General features: G+C 35.5%; 15 protein-coding genes. 12 read left to right on the top strand and 3 right to left on the bottom strand.

Going from position 1 to position 15,159, the window contains the following annotated elements; all coding sequences use genetic code 11:
* Positions 1-294: 294 nt before the first annotated feature.
* The 8 genes from BN986_RS05045 (at position 295) to BN986_RS05080 (ending at position 8,655) form a co-directional block, all read left to right on the top strand.
* Positions 295-2,415, top strand: a complete 2,121-nt coding sequence (locus tag BN986_RS05045) for a BglG family transcription antiterminator (RefSeq protein WP_040978562.1) — start codon at positions 295-297, stop codon at positions 2,413-2,415.
* Positions 2,416-2,442: 27 nt separating this feature from the next.
* Complete coding sequence (locus BN986_RS05050) at positions 2,443-2,883, top strand: PTS sugar transporter subunit IIA (protein ID WP_040978563.1); 441 nt, start codon at positions 2,443-2,445, stop codon at positions 2,881-2,883.
* Positions 2,884-2,889: 6 nt separating this feature from the next.
* Positions 2,890-3,159, top strand: coding sequence for a PTS sugar transporter subunit IIB (locus tag BN986_RS05055; protein ID WP_040979198.1), 270 nt, complete (start codon positions 2,890-2,892; stop codon positions 3,157-3,159).
* Positions 3,160-3,181: 22 nt separating this feature from the next.
* Positions 3,182-4,477, top strand: coding sequence for a PTS ascorbate transporter subunit IIC (locus BN986_RS05060; RefSeq protein WP_040978564.1), 1,296 nt, complete (start codon positions 3,182-3,184; stop codon positions 4,475-4,477).
* A gap of 74 nt (positions 4,478-4,551) precedes the next feature.
* Complete coding sequence (locus BN986_RS05065) at positions 4,552-5,544, top strand: phosphotriesterase family protein (protein ID WP_040978565.1); 993 nt, start codon at positions 4,552-4,554, stop codon at positions 5,542-5,544.
* Positions 5,545-5,599: 55 nt separating this feature from the next.
* A complete protein-coding gene (locus tag BN986_RS05070) occupies positions 5,600-6,328 on the top strand; it encodes a creatininase family protein (protein ID WP_040978566.1) in 729 nt (242 codons plus the stop codon).
* 14 nt (positions 6,329-6,342) lie between these two features.
* Positions 6,343-7,071, top strand: a complete 729-nt coding sequence (locus tag BN986_RS05075) for an SIS domain-containing protein (protein ID WP_040978567.1) — start codon at positions 6,343-6,345, stop codon at positions 7,069-7,071.
* Positions 7,072-7,257: 186 nt separating this feature from the next.
* Positions 7,258-8,655, top strand: coding sequence for a serine hydrolase domain-containing protein (locus BN986_RS05080; protein WP_040978568.1), 1,398 nt, complete (start codon positions 7,258-7,260; stop codon positions 8,653-8,655).
* A gap of 260 nt (positions 8,656-8,915) precedes the next feature.
* Here BN986_RS05080 and BN986_RS05085 read toward each other — a convergent pair whose 3' ends face one another.
* The 3 genes from BN986_RS05085 to BN986_RS05095 form a co-directional block, all read right to left on the bottom strand.
* The gene (locus BN986_RS05085; RefSeq protein ID WP_040978569.1) at positions 8,916-9,212 is read right to left on the bottom strand and encodes a helix-turn-helix domain-containing protein; all 297 of its coding nucleotides are present in this window, start codon (positions 9,210-9,212) and stop codon (positions 8,916-8,918) included.
* Between the two features lie 14 nt (positions 9,213-9,226).
* Entirely contained in the window at positions 9,227-9,718 is a 492-nt protein-coding gene (locus BN986_RS05090) for a hypothetical protein (RefSeq protein ID WP_244444944.1), read from the bottom strand.
* Positions 9,719-10,154: 436 nt separating this feature from the next.
* Positions 10,155-10,655, bottom strand: a complete 501-nt coding sequence (locus tag BN986_RS05095; protein WP_052400645.1) for a hypothetical protein — start codon at positions 10,653-10,655, stop codon at positions 10,155-10,157.
* Between the two features lie 332 nt (positions 10,656-10,987).
* Between BN986_RS05095 and BN986_RS05100 the strand changes: the two genes are divergently transcribed.
* From BN986_RS05100 to BN986_RS05115, 4 genes are all read left to right on the top strand, one after another.
* Positions 10,988-11,824 (top strand): class II fructose-bisphosphate aldolase, encoded by an 837-nt coding sequence (locus BN986_RS05100; RefSeq protein ID WP_040978571.1) that lies wholly within the window; start codon positions 10,988-10,990, stop codon positions 11,822-11,824.
* A gap of 21 nt (positions 11,825-11,845) precedes the next feature.
* Complete coding sequence (locus BN986_RS05105) at positions 11,846-12,541, top strand: triose-phosphate isomerase (protein WP_040978572.1); 696 nt, start codon at positions 11,846-11,848, stop codon at positions 12,539-12,541.
* A 3-nt stretch (positions 12,542-12,544) separates the two neighbouring features.
* A complete protein-coding gene (locus tag BN986_RS05110; protein WP_040978573.1) occupies positions 12,545-13,057 on the top strand; it encodes a secondary thiamine-phosphate synthase enzyme YjbQ in 513 nt (170 codons plus the stop codon).
* Positions 13,058-13,174: 117 nt separating this feature from the next.
* Positions 13,175-15,139, top strand: coding sequence for a BglG family transcription antiterminator (locus BN986_RS05115; protein ID WP_040978574.1), 1,965 nt, complete (start codon positions 13,175-13,177; stop codon positions 15,137-15,139).
* Positions 15,140-15,159: the final 20 nt, after the last annotated feature.

Consider the following 15,159-nt stretch of genomic DNA (forward strand, 5'->3'; position numbering starts at 1 on the left):
TTATTTACGATGCTCCCGCTATAATGGAAAGACCTATAAAAAAGCTCCCTCCATTACAGCGGGAGCTTTTATTATGTCTAAAAAAGCGAAAATATGGGCCAATTATTTTTTATAAAATGAAGAAGAAATGTTGAAACACCATGTCCAACTGCTTCGGAAGCGCACCTCACTACCTCCGCCCATTTTTACAAACTTCTATGTGGTTTATTTGGTCTTACCGTTATAATGGGTTCTTACTATAATAAAAATAGAGGCACATACTAATTCTAAGAGATAGATTGGAGGTGTCGAATAATGGATCAGCGTAGTATGGCCGTTTTAAATCAATTGTTAAAACAGGATAGATATATTTCTATTCAAGAACTTGCAGTGATGTTAAATGTTTCACGGCGCACGATTTATAGTGATCTTGTTAAAATCAATGAATGGTTAGGTGAAAATCATCTGGAAATGCTTAAGCAAGTGAGAGGACAAGGTTTGTATATAGAAAATGAAGTGAAAAAAGAAATTCTGGCTAATTATTCTATATCTGACGTAATGTATTATGACTTCTCTGCTGAAGAGAGGCGGGCATGGATTTATCTTCACCTTATTGGAGGAGATAGAGGATATTTTTTAGAGGATATTCGTGAACTTTTCCAAGTGAGTAGGAATACAGCGTTAGAGGATATAAAAAAATTAAAGAATAAACTAAAGGCCTATCAGCTAAATTTGTATTCGCAACGTTTGATTGGATATGTTATTGAAGGGGATGAAAACGATATTAGAAGGGGGCTGATTCATTATTTATCGATAGTTATACCAAAAGAGGGATGGTATAACTTTCTGGCTAATTTATCTAATGCTTCGATAAGCAATAGCAATCAGGCGTACCAGCCATACTCCATTTTCAGTCTTTCGAGGATGGATCTATTAAACCAGTTGTTACATGAATATGAAGACGAATTTATGGTTGAGCTTACTGATGATGTATTAGCGAATCTTGTTGTCTGGTTCCATTTTTTCCTGAAGCGAATGGATAGAGGTGCATTTGTTGAGGTAGATGTCATTGAGAAAGAGGTTATCCAAACAACAGATGAATACAGAGGAGTAAGTGCTTTATGTGATGAATTATCAGAAGCCTTAAAGATGAAAATCCCTTTAAATGAACGGTTTTATTTTTCGAAATACCTTCTCGGTGCCAAAGTGAATTACAATTTCAAACCAAAGATTCAAAGCGAAGAAATGAAGGTATTACTTCAAGTGGTAAAACGGATGGTTTATGATTTTCAGTTATATGCTGCAATTGAGTTTCGTGATTCTGAACAAATGATTCAAAATTTACTTCTACATGTGAAGCCTGCTTATTATCGCATGAAATATGGAATTGAAATTGAAAATTCCTTACGAGATTCCATTAGGCAGAATTATCCTGAAATTTTTCATTTGACGAAAAAAGTAGTGCATCACTTTGAAAATGTAATCGGGCAACCAATCAATGAAAATGAAATAGCTTTTATTGCAATGCACTTTGGAGGATGGCTACGCAAGGAAGGAGTTCGGTTGGAAAAAACACGGACGAAAATGCTGATTGTTTGTACGAATGGGCTGGGAACATCCAAGTTGCTGGAAAGTCAGCTTGAAGGATTGTTTTCTGATATTGAGATAACAGGTGTAGCATCTTTAAGAGAATATGAAAGAATCAATTTGGATGTTGATTTTATTGTTTCAACTATTGCTCTTCCTGACCGAGGCGTACCCGTCTTTGTAGTTAATCCTGTCTTAAACAATAAGGAAAAAGAGCAGCTATTAAAAAAAGTGAATGGATTGTTCAGATATTCACAGGTGAATCAGGTTTACTCTGTAGAGACGATTATGGATATTGTGCGAAAGTATGCCGTTATTGAACATAATGAATTACTTTCTGAAGAGATTCGAAGCTATCTTCATACACCACTTCATTTTAGAAATGAAACAGATAAACCTACTTTAAAGGAACTTTTACCTTTTGAACGAATTGTATTGGAAAAAAAGACAGATGGATGGAAAGAGGCAATAAAAATTGCTTCTCAACCATTACTAGAGGGAGGATACATCACAGAAAATTATCTATATAAAATGATTGAAAATGTGCATCAATCAGGTCCGTATATTGTGATATCTGATCAATTTGCGCTTCCTCATGCAAACCCTGACGACGGTGTAATTACAACAGGAATGAGTATGCTTCATTTAGAAGAACCAGTGGATATATTAGGGAAACCGGCAACAATTATCGTAATATTGGCTTCCGGAAATAATGAACAACATCTAAAAGCTTTATCACAGTTAACAAAATTATTTTCTAATAAAGAGGTAAAGAGAGAAATTATAGCAACTAGAGATAAGCAAGCTATCATGAAATGGATACAATTTTATTCAAAAGAAGCCAATTAGCAGTAAAGGGGCAGGTGATTGATAGATATGAGGTTTTTAGAAGAGAGTATCGTAAAGATTGGTGTAGAAGTTACGAATGCCTATGAAGCAATTGAAGCTGCAGGTAACCTCTTAGTAGAGGATGAGCTGATAGAAGAATCTTATATTGAAGCGATGAAAAATGCGTATAAAGAAAATGGGCCTTATTTTGTTTTGGCACCACATATTGCTATTCCACACGCGAGGCCAGAAGATGGTGTGAAAGAGCCATCTGTCTCTTTAGTTCAATTAAAGAACCCGGTTGAATTTGGCCACTCTGCGAATGATCCGGTCCGACTTGTGTTCGGTTTAGGAGCATCGTCGAGTGATGAGCATTTAACGTTACTTCGAAAGCTTACACTACTTCTTAATGATGCTGTGAATGTAGATAAATTAACGAGAGCAACAACGTATGAAGAAGTAAAAAAAATAGTAGAAATGGAGAGATGAATAATGATAAAAGTATTGGCAGTTTGCGGATTGGGACAGGGAACAAGTTTGATTTTAAAAATGAATGTAGAACAGGCATTGGCGGATAAAGGAATTAATGCTGATGTGGAACACACGGATGTTTCTTCTGCTACCAATATAGAGGCAGATTACATCATTACAGGTAATGAGTTAGCAGAAAGTCTAGCTGATCATAAAGCGGAGATTATTATCGTTAATAACTATTTTGATATGGAGGAAATCAATAAAGCGATTGATGAGAACCTCGCGAACTAACTAAAAAGAGGAGGGTACTACAATGGATGTGATTTTCTGGATTGCTACGAATATTTTTGGGCAGGCAGCTATTCTGTTGGGATTTATTGTTCTTTTAGGATTATTATTACAGAAAAAAAGTACAAGTCAGGTCATTAGCGGTACGTTTAAAGCAATTATTGGATTCTTGATTATCTCTGCAGGATCAGGTGTGATTACCGAAGCGTTGACTGTATTTGAACCATTGTGGAAGGAAGTATTTAATTTATCAGAAGAGCCGCTTGGAAGTTTTATGGGACAGGAAACATTTAATGCAAGGTATGGAAGTGCGGTTACATTGGCAATGACACTTGGCTTTGTTATTAATGTTTTGCTGGCTCGATTTACAAAGCTGAAATACATTTATTTAACTGGTCATATGATGTTTTGGACGACGACTATTTTTGCGGGTATTGTCATTCAGACAGCTGGGGATGTTTCTTTTGGTAGGTTAGTTATCTTCTTAGCAATCTTTATGGGGTTATATTGGACAATTCAGCCTGCTTTAACGCAGCCATTTATGCGAAAGATTATGGGCAACGATAATATTGCCCTTGGTCACACATCTGCTTCTGTTTCTTTATTAAGTGCCTTGGCAGGTAAATATCTTGGTAATAAAGAAAATGACTCTGAAAAAATAAAACTACCAAAGGGATTAGAGTTTTTAAGAGATTCAAATGTTATCACAGCATTGACCATGGGTCTGTTATTTTTAGTCGGGGCAATTATTATTTCCTTTAAGGATACACCTGGAGCGCAGGAACTAGTAGCTGCTGCAGGAGAACAGAATTTTATTGTCTATGCGATTATTCAATCATTTACCTTTGCAGCAGGAATTGCTGTTGTACTTTTAGGAGTACGTATGTTTATTGGGGAAATGGTTCCTGCCTTTAAAGGAATTGCGACGAAAATTGTGCCAGGAGCAAAGCCTGCACTGGACAGCCCAGTTGTGTTTCCATTTGCACCGAATGCCGTTATTTTAGGTTTCTTAGGAGCTTTTGTTGGGGCTTTAATCTGGTTAGTTGTTTTAGGAAACACGGTTAGCTATGTGTTCGTTCCGACGATGATCGTATTATTCTTCCACTCTGCAACAGCAGGAGTATTTGGAAATGCAACAGGTGGTGTTAGAGGAGCGATCATGGGTGGTTTTATTACAGCAACGGTTGTTGCGTGGGGCCAATTTATTATGGTTAAAATGCTTTTGCCAGGTACTGTTCCCGATACAGCAATGTGGGCAGCGGATTCAGATATGTTTATATTAGGACCTATCATCCGATTGTTAGCGCAGCTGTTCTTTTAAAATCGTAGAAAGTATTCTTTATAGCGTTAGAAAGTAGAGTTTTATAAGAAAAATAAATAACTGGGGTGATTCTAATGGGATTTATCAGAACATTACACGGTGATATCGACCCATCAACATTAGGCTTCACTTATTCGCATGAACATATCGTCTGTAGACCTCCATATTGGGTGGAGCAAAAACAAGATGATTTACTTCTAGATGATAGAGATAAATCAAAGCAGGATGTCCGAGATTTTAAAGAACTTGGGGGGCAAGCAATCGTGGATGCTACTGCTGTGGATTATGGACGTGATATTCGGGCCGTAAAAGAAATTGCAGAAGAGACGGGTATTACTATTATTGGTACAGCTGGATTTAATAAAAGCTTTCTATGGGATGCGCCGATACCAGAGCATGTGAAAAAAGTGACAGGGGACTATGCTACGTATGATCAATGGATTGATGCAAAATCCGTTAATGAACTAGCTGATTTTGTTATTCGTGAAATAGAAGAAGGGTTAGAAGGTACGAAAATACCAGGAGGACAAGTGAAATTTGGTACAGGCTATAATCGAATAACCCCTTTGGAAGAAAAAACATTACGTGCGGTAGCTATTGCGCATCATGAAACCAAAGCACCCATGCATTCCCATACAGAAGCTGGAACAATGGGGCTTGAACAAATTGCGCTATTGCAAAAGGAAGGTGTTAATTTAGAATATATGAGCTTCGGTCATATGGACCGCAATCCAGATCCTTATTATCACGAACAGATCGCGCAAACAGGCGCATTTCTCTCCTTTGATGGTATATCAAAAATTAAATATGCTCCGGAGAGTACACGTATCCATTGTATTCTGGAATTGGTGAAAAAAGGATATGAAGATCAAATTCTTGTGAGTGGAGATACAGCAAGAAAATCTTATTATAAGCACTATGACCATGGATTAGGGTTGGAATATATTATTGGAAAATGGGTTCCACGCTTTATTGATGAAGCACATCGAAATGGATTTGATGGTGAAAAATTAATTGATAAGATTTTTATTCGTAATCCAGAACGTTGTTTTACATTTAAAAAATAATCCAAAGGAGTATGTTAATTCTTTGGATTATAGATAAAAAAAGTAGGTGATAAAAATGGAATTCCAATATGAAAATTCTTTTGGGGTGAAGAGGAAGATTGATCAATCTAAAATTGCTATTTTACCAATTGGTGCAGTAGAGGCACACGGCCCGCACTTACCACTTGGGACAGACAATATCCTTGCAGAACGTTTATCCAAAAAAATAGCGAAACGTGTTAATGGTTTGGTATTACCTACATTACCTTATGGTCAGGTATGGAGTCTGCGTAACTTTCCGGGAAGTATTCATATAAGTAATCGTTCCCTTATCGCGTTTTTGGTGGATATTGGAGAAAGCCTTTATAAGCAAGGATTTAAGACATTTGCAATGGTAAATGGACATTTAGGAAATCAAACTGCTTTAAAAGAAGCAGCCCGTGAATTATATGAATCTTGCCCGGAATTACATGTATTCTATTTCTTTTATCCAGGTATGAATAAAGCAGCAGCTGAGATTCGTGATAAAAACGCTTCTCATACTACTTATTTCCATGCCGATGAGATAGAGACATCTTACATGCTTTATCTAGCTCCGGAATTCGTAGAGATGGAGAAAGCGCCAGCAGATATTCCAGATATACCGGCGTATGTAGATGCAACTCCTGTCCCCTGGGAAGATTTTACGGGAACGGCAGTATTAGGAGATGCAAGTATTGCAACAAGGGACAAAGGAAAATATATCATTGATATTGCTTTAGAAAATATTGTTAACATTTTAGAAAGCTTCGGAGAGATAGAATAGAGAGGAGGATGAGAATGATTCATTCGTATTTTAACCAAATTGCAGATTTATTGGAAACCGTAGAAAAAGAAGAAAAGGAAGCTATGATAACTGCTGCGGAGAAAGTTGCCAATGCGATACAAAATGGAGGAATTATCCACTTGTTTGGTTGTGGACATTCGCATATTTTAACGGAAGAAGTTTATTATCGTGCAGGTGGATTGGTTCCAATACATCCTATTTTTCATGAGCCGCTAATGCTTCATGAAGGAGCTGTTCGGTCCTCTGATTTAGAAAGAAAAAATGAGTATGCAAAAACCTTTATGGAAGAACAGGATATTCGTCAAGAGGATGTGGTGATGATTCTTTCCACTTCAGGAAGAAATCCTGTTCCAGTTGATGCTGCTAAATTTGCAAAAAGCAAAGGCGCTTATGTTATCGGTATGACATCTATCGGATATGCATCCAGTCAACCATCACGCCATATAAGTGGGCAGCGTTTGTTTGATACCGTGGACTTAGTTATTGATAACCATGCTCCAATCGGAGATGCACTTCTATCTCATGAAAAGGTCAAGGTAAACTTTTCACCAAGTTCTACGGTGATTGGAGCTGTACTATTAAATGCTATTTTTGCGGAATCTATTAAAAAGATGACAGAAAATAATTTTGAGCCTCCTATTTTCTTAAGTGGAAACTTGGAAGGATCAGATGAACATAATCAAATGCTTATTGCTAAGTATAAGGAGCGAATAAGTCTTTAAAGTCAACCGGCTACAGTTTTAATATTTCCTTTATATTGTGCATTTAGCCAGGGAATCGCCTGTTCTAATCAATATAAAGGATTTTTTAGTCTCTACATATTTAAAAATTGAAAATTAGTAATATGATCTGTTATCCGATAAAATAAATATAATATTAGAAATTTACTACATAAGGAGACTTCACTCATGCTGCCTAAATCTACCGAAGAAACTCTAAATAAAGAATTAAATCAAACCTGCAAAGAATTAAAAGTCCCCGGTATGGCACTAACCATATATCAAGAAGGACAGAGTATTTACGAGAATTACTATGGATATAGAAATATCGACGAAGCACTTCCCGTTACTAAAGACACCATATTTGGCTTAGCTTCTATCACCAAATCTCTGACATGTCTTATGGTCATGAAATTAGAGGAAGAAGGAAAACTGAGTCATAATGATAAAGTAATCAACTGGTTACCGCAATTACAATTACCCAGAGAGGATTATTTGAAACAGCTGGAAATTAAACACCTGATGTCCCATACCAGCGGCTTACCAGGTTTGCCTTGTATTCATAATGCACGTATCAGAAGCATCCAGAATGATCCGGATGGTGAGTTTTTATTTGGAGAATGGCAAGGAAACGAAAATGCCATTATACAGACAGTTGATGAATTGATTGAACAAATAAGCAATATGGATTTTGAACTGTTGGGACCTCCAGGTGCAGTATTTAATTATTCCAACGAAGGATTTGGTCTGCTGCAAAAAATCATTGAACTGGCAAGTGGTATGACATTTATAGAATATGTTGAAGAGAAATTATTTTCTCCACTGCAGCTGAAAGATTCTTATTTTCTTACTAAATCGTTGATGAATCGAGAAAATGTAACGGAATTATATGCATATAAAGAAAAGCAATTTGGTATTTTTCATTCACCAGCCTGGTGGGATGTCGGGGATATTTATACCAATGGTTCTTGGAAAGCATCCGCTGATAACTTAATGAACTATGTAGAAATGCTGCGTTTAAATGGTACTTTACAAGCAAGGGACATTATAACTGAAGATAAAATCGAAAAAATGATTTCTCCTGCTTTTAGCTTGCCTAATGGTGGCGATTATGGATATGGAATAGAAATAAATTCTATTGGTGAATACACTCGGTTCGGCCATGGAGGCGGTATAAAAGGCGTATCCTCTAATTTTCAAGTTATCAGGGACAAGGGAATATCTGCATCTATTTTAATTAACATGGCTGATGTTCCAGCAGAGAAGATATTAGTAACCGCATTAAATATTATTTTAGGGATACCAAATGAGGTACCTTTCAAAGAGAGCAATATATTACCTGGCGAAGCGTTGAATTGGCGTATTTTTTCTGGAGTATATCAATCAGGAGAAGGCGATAAAGCTTCTGTATCGATACAGGATGATGTGCTCTATTTAAACCGAAATGAATTAATAACCTGTTTTTACTCGATATCTGAAAATGATTTTATTGCGGAAACAGGGGAGAGAATTTATTTTTCAATGGATGGAGATCGTGTACATTCAGTTCTTATTGGGAAAAGGGTACTGGAGAAAGTAGAAAGATAAAAGATTAGAAACCCTTTGATTTTCATTAAATAAAATGAGAATCAAAGGGTTTTTGAATGGAATAAAAGTAGTGTAAATCGATGTAAGATTCCTGCTTAAAGAATAGAGAAAATATGAAATTTCTAAATAGAAGGTTTACCAGCTAGAGACAGAGACCAGTTTGTTCAATAAATTGCGGCTTTGTTGGATGAGTAATTGCAAATGATTTGGAGTTGCGATTACTCATCCAATCGAAAAAACTTATTGAATGAAGTTTCATTTTATGTTTCTGCAGATATAATTTTTGGATTATTGTCGATTGTGCCATCAATAATAAATGGTGTATTTAATGCTCTTGAAATTCGTAATAATGTATCTACTTTAGGGCTTGTTAAACCAGCTTCAATTCTTCCAATTGTTGATTTAGGAATGCCTGCTAAATCAGCAAGCTGTTGCTGGGAGAGTTTCATCTGATAGCGTGAGGTTTTTATTTGTGCGGCAATTCTTCCTTCATATTGCAAGTTTTGTACATGTTGTTCACCACGTATTAATGCATATCGTTTAAAAAAGTCACTCATTGTTAATCTCTCCTTTAGTATAGGGTCGGGTCATTTTTACAGTAAATTGCATAGTTTTCTTCAGCTGGGAGGATATTTTTTTGTTTTATTAAACCGTTATATTGTTTATCGAAGTAATGAAGCAGAATAACTTTATGATAATTATGAATTGCATAGATAATACGATGATTACCCGTTCTCTCACCTTTTATTCCCCACCTGTAAAAATTATGATAATTAGTGTTGTATATAATATGTTTCAAAGAGGGAGGGATTTCGTCTGAACCAAATATTGTAATTGTTGTTTCTGCCTCAGGATACGGATTGATTGAAATAATCGTAAGTTGCTTAGCGTAGATATCGGCAATTTTGGTCCAAACTCTTGGTTTTCCAACTCGTAATTCTTGTTCGGCTTGACGTAGAAGGTATAATTCAAAATTAAATGTATTCCCTGCATATAATATTGGGTAATTTGAATGGAGCATATCATAATTCCTTTTTATTTTATTGTATAATAATGATAGCATGTATGCTATTAAATTGCCAGAAAACTCAACCTGAATTATTTATTTTACAAAAAGAATAAAATTTAATGGAATATTTCTTAGCGAGCAGAACATAAGATTTATTCTTTTCGGTTCTTCACCAAAATCTATGGGTGACATAGAAGATATAGTTTTGGTGTAAGCAACCGCTGCAACGGGTTATGATGGGCTGAGTAATAGCAACCCCAGAAATATACTTCCTTTTCCATAGGCTTGTCTTCAGCCTCCCTGAAAAAGAAGATAGCCTTTCTGCATTGTATTCACACTGGGGTTACGGTTACTATCCACACCGAAGACCAATGCGATTTCCCAAAGGGGCTATGCTTATTTCCGCTGCTAGCTAGTTGTCTTTATCACACTTAAATATTTTTCAGCCAAAGATTTTGGTGTTGCCCATTCTTTTCTTCTTTATAAATTATTAGGCGTTTGGTTTATAAGATTGGTTATTTCCGCCTAGTTTTGTATAAATAAAATCTGCACAAACGTCTGTAAGGGGCTTTCCAATTGCATCTTTATATTTGAATCCAAGTAATTGCATGGTTTTTAAAGTATCAACATGTATTAAATCAAGAAAGGCATCTATACCTTGTCTTGCGGAAAGACCTTCTTCCTCACTTTTGTTTTCATCTTTATAATCATTAATGATAGTAAAAACTCTTTCAATAGTCTCTCTTAAATATTCTATATCCTCATCTTTAATGCTAACGTTCTCGTATAATTCTTTATAATGTAACGCAACGCTTTTTGAATTATTTTCCTCTTCTAGTAATTGATCAATAATCTCCTCATATTTTTCCCTTTGATCCTCTAGGGTTTGTGCATTTCTTGCAATTTCTCTTTTAGATATGATCCAACTATAACTACTTTTAAGCAACTGAGTTGAGACGTCTGCTAAATATTTTGTTGTGTATTCATCCATGTAAAGCACTCCTTTATCCAATATAATAGAACAAATGTTCTTATAATGAATAATAAAGGATCAGTATAAAAATTTCAATAAATTATTAACTAATAGTGCGTGTTTAAAAAATCTGATAAATAGGATCAAGTCGGCTAAGTTCGCAGCCACCTGAGGTTGGGGCTGCGATTACTTGCCCTACTGAAGAGCTTTTGCGATTACTCACCCCCCTAAATAAAAGATCATTTCTTTTTTCATCATTATTATAGAAACAATTTGAAATGAATAGAAAACGCTTACATGATAATTTAAATATAGATAATGTAAATAGTAAAACATAAGGAGGGAAGGCAGTGTTAGTTCATTCAAAAAATTTATTTGAAATAGCTCAGAAAAAGAAATTTGCTATACCAGCTGCAAATTTTATAGATCAATATACATTACGTGCTTATATGGATGTAGCAGAGAAATTGAATGTACCAATTATTGTTTCATTTGCACAGGCACACCATGAAGTGATGGATGTGGAAGAAGCAGCATTGCTCGGGAAATACTACGCAAAACATGCAAGAGTTCCTGTCGTGCTTCACTTGGATCATGGAGAGGATACAGCATTTGTAAAAAGGGCAGTTGATTTAGGTTTTTCATCGGTAATGATTGATGCATCTCAAGATTCATTTGAAGAAAATGTTCAAAAAACAAAGGAAATCATTGATTATGCACATAGTCAGGATGTTGTCGTGGAAGCAGAAATTGGCCATGTTGGGTCAGGAGATAACTATGAGAATCACGCACATAGTGATTCCTCTTATACAACTGTAGAAGATGCCCGAAAATTTTATCAGGAAACCAATGTAGATTCACTGGCAATTTCTATCGGTACTGCTCACGGGAATTATAAAGGGCTCCCCGAAATCAATTTTGATAGATTAAAAGATATCTCGAAGGTTGTACCAGTGCCATTAGTGTTACATGGAAGTTCATCTTCCGGCGATGATAATTTGAGAAGGTGTGCTTCCAATGGAATTGTTAAAATTAATATTTTTACAGATATCATCAACAATGCAGTGAAGAAACTTTCTATAGAAGAGAAAAATTATTTTGATATACAGAAGCAAATGAATGATGGAATGAAGGATTGTTTAAGACATTATTTTCAAGTGTTTAAAACGGAATCGATTATCTTTTAATGGAAGGGAGTGATGTAAGCTTTGCAAAAAGAAAAAATAAAAGCTCCATTTTTTGTAGTTAACCCGAAGAGTTTTTTATATGGAAACCCCTTAATGGAATTGGCACGGAAAGCAGATGAATTAGCTGTACACCATGCTATTGATATTTTATTTACTGCACCGCCCACTGAATTAGCGAATATTGTGCAGGAATGTCCCAATTTAGTTGTCACTGCTCAGCATGTAGATGATGTTTCTCCAGGAGCTTCGATGGGGAAGGTTTCCATTGAATCTCTAGTAGATATTGGTGTCCAAGCAGCTGTATTGAATCATGCGGATCATCCATTATCTCTGTCTACACTTGTGCATATTGTACAGCGGGCCAAACAAAAGGGATTAAAAACGATTATTTGTGCAGATTCTGTTTTGGAAGCCCAAGCTATAGCGTTGCTTCAGCCAGATATTGTATTGGCGGAACCGACGGAACAGATTGGACAGTCTCAAATCAGTAGTCGTGATTATGTGACGTCTACCATAAAAAAAATAAAAGAGATCAATCCCAATGTGTTAGTAGAGCAAGGAGCAGGTATCCGTTCTGAAAAAGATGTGGAAGAATTATTCCGTTTGGGCGCAGATGGTGTAGGTGTAACCAGTGGGATTGTCAAAGCTGCTTCCCCCATAGAAATGATGGAGAAAATGATTCAAGCTGTTTCTACAATTAATAGGGAAAGGAAGTAAGAAATGACTGTATATTCAGCAAAGTTAACCCTTACCTCATATGGAAATCGAGTAACTTATCATGAAATTACCGAGCAAGTTAAACAACATGTCGAGGCAAGTGGTATTAAAGAAGGAATATGTGTTGTAGCATCGCCACATACGACATGCTCTGTTATTTTTGAAGAACTTTCTTATGATAAAGATTTTTATGGTTATGAATATTTGCAGCTTGATTTAAACAAGTTGTTGGAGAATCTTATCCCAGATTGTAAGACACAAGGTCAGTATCATCATCCGGGTCCAGAGCATATACGAGTTGGATTGGAAGATTTTAAAGGGAAAATCAGCCCGGAAGCATATACCATGTTAAATACGGATGCGCATTTGAAAAGTACATTGTTAGGTACAAGTGAAACCTTTGTCATCGAAAATGGAGAAATGCAAATTGGTATGGTTGGCTACATTTATTTTATTGATTGGGATCAATTACGTAAGCGGGACCGAACTTGTCATATAAAAATAATTGGTGAATAGAGAAACCATTGAAATTATTCTGCTAAAATAAGCTTTAAAACAATTTGAGGTTTAGGAAGATAGTAGAAATATTTGTAATGATCATCCGACCTAATTTTATAGGAGGAAGTGTTCACATTGTTTGATATTACAACACGTCAAGCAAAATTAGTTAAATTAATGACGGATAAACAGGAATATATGCCAGCGAAATATTATGCCAATCTGTTAAATGTTTCAGAACGAACGATCTTTAATGATATTACAAAATTAGAGGAGGCGTTTCATTCTTTTGAAGTGAAATTCGAAAGAAAACCAAACCAAGGAATTAAATTATCTGGAGATATCGTATCCTCAGATACATTTTATCAGCAACTAAGAAGAAAAACGGATTCAGATGAAAATGTAATTTATTCGTCTTTGGATAGACAAATTTTAATTGTTAAGTGGTTACTGATAGAAAATCAAACGTTGACCTATCAATTCTTATCCATGGAATTATATATCAGCTCTACTTCTATTACGAAAGATTTGAACCAAATTAAGCGGTTTATGGGTGATGAAGTTTCTTTGATATCAGATGTTAAAGGAACAAGAGTAGTAGGATCTGAAATTGGTATTCAAAAAACATTAAAACGTTTTGCTTATTACGTGATTAAAAAGCGTGTTCATAACTATTCCATAGCTACGTATGCGAAAAATCTAGCGCCTCTATTTCAAGAAAATGTTATACATCATGTGGAACAAGCAATGGAGGAAATTGTTTCGGTTCTCAATAGAAATATTTCAGAGCAATATTTGAAATCTTTGTTCATTTTTCTCTTAATATTGACAGAACGTTCCTCTAAAGGCCATCACATCAAGGAGATACCTAAGATGGATTGGGAGGAGAATGAGATTTTAGCAAATTACCCGTTGGCAGTACAAATATGCCATCGAATCACTACAGCGTTAAATTTTGAGTTTACAGATTTGGAAATACAATATATAAGCAGCCAATTATTTGCGCATCGGATCGAAGTAAAGGTGAATAATAAATATATTGAAAGTTTCTTTTCATCGGACATTCGAAACATTATTTCCAAAGTCAGTGCTGCAATGGGAACTAATTTAACGTTAGATGAAAGGCTCTATGATTCTCTTATCTATCATATGTTCCCAATGATTTATCGACTGAAAACGGGCATCACCATTCATAATCCATTAGTGGATGAAATCAAAAAGAACTATGGGATTTTGTTTCAAATCGTTTGGTATGAGATGGAAAACTTTGAAAAAAAATATGATATTAAGCTATCGGATAATGAGGTTACTTTTATTACCATTCATTTTCAAGTTGCTATTGAGCGGAAAGTCTTAATGAGAGAAATCTTAGTCGTTTGTCAGACAGGAATGGTAACTTCTGACTTAATTATGAACCGGATAAAGAAGCTGTTACCTGCTAATATTCATTTTAAACTGATTGCCAAGCCGATGCTGAAAGATGAAGATATTTCAAAGGTAGATTTCATTATTTCTTCTGTCAATGTAGAGGAAGTTTCTTGTCCGGTTGTCTATGTTTCTCCTGTTGTAAGCGATGAGGATTTAATGAAAATTTATAAAGCTTACTTAACATATTCAACTTCTGAACAGTTGGAAGATATCCAAGAAGTATCTTCGGCTTCAGGGAAGACTTCTGGTTATTTGGAAAAAAAGTATATCTTTTTAAATGAAGAATTAACTGAAAAGAAAGAATGCTTAAATAAAATGATTCGTTTATTTGAACAAGATGGAATTGTAACAAGTAAGTTCAAGCAAACGGTCTATGAAAGAGAGGAGTTGGGCAATACATTAGTTCAAAGTTGGATTGCTACACCTCATGGTCAGAAAGCTGAAGTAAAAGAGACGAAAATAGCTGTAATGTCAACGAAGCAACCGATTAAATGGAATCATGAGTCGCACGTATCGTTGATTATTTTATTAGCTGTTGCAGAAAAGGACATGGGGCAGATACGGAATTTATTAGGAAAACTGTTTCAAAATATTCTCCAGATTGAGTCGATGGAGAATCAGGTAAAGGCTTTTACCAAACCAGAGCAATTCATCCAATTATTTATGGAATAAGCTACTATACCGCATATTAA

The sequence above is a fragment of the Oceanobacillus jeddahensis genome (assembly GCF_000750635.1).
Lineage (GTDB): Bacteria > Bacillota > Bacilli > Bacillales > Amphibacillaceae > Oceanobacillus > Oceanobacillus jeddahense.

Excerpts from the sequence above, each read along its gene's own strand:
- BN986_RS05085 (WP_040978569.1), bottom strand. The coding sequence starts at position 9,212 with ATGAGTGACTTTTTTAAACGATATGCATTAATACGTGGTGAACAACAT.
- BN986_RS05060 (WP_040978564.1), top strand. The coding sequence starts at position 3,182 with ATGGATGTGATTTTCTGGATTGCTACGAATATTTTTGGGCAGGCAGCT.
- BN986_RS05065 (WP_040978565.1), top strand. The coding sequence starts at position 4,552 with ATGGGATTTATCAGAACATTACACGGTGATATCGACCCATCAACATTA.
- BN986_RS05075 (WP_040978567.1), top strand. The coding sequence starts at position 6,343 with ATGATTCATTCGTATTTTAACCAAATTGCAGATTTATTGGAAACCGTA.
- BN986_RS05110 (WP_040978573.1), top strand. The coding sequence starts at position 12,545 with ATGACTGTATATTCAGCAAAGTTAACCCTTACCTCATATGGAAATCGA.
- BN986_RS05070 (WP_040978566.1), top strand. The coding sequence starts at position 5,600 with ATGGAATTCCAATATGAAAATTCTTTTGGGGTGAAGAGGAAGATTGAT.
- BN986_RS05095 (WP_052400645.1), bottom strand. The coding sequence starts at position 10,655 with ATGGATGAATACACAACAAAATATTTAGCAGACGTCTCAACTCAGTTG.
- BN986_RS05090 (WP_244444944.1), bottom strand. The coding sequence starts at position 9,718 with ATGCTATCATTATTATACAATAAAATAAAAAGGAATTATGATATGCTC.
- BN986_RS05045 (WP_040978562.1), top strand. The coding sequence starts at position 295 with ATGGATCAGCGTAGTATGGCCGTTTTAAATCAATTGTTAAAACAGGAT.
- BN986_RS05050 (WP_040978563.1), top strand. The coding sequence starts at position 2,443 with ATGAGGTTTTTAGAAGAGAGTATCGTAAAGATTGGTGTAGAAGTTACG.
- BN986_RS05080 (WP_040978568.1), top strand. The coding sequence starts at position 7,258 with ATGCTGCCTAAATCTACCGAAGAAACTCTAAATAAAGAATTAAATCAA.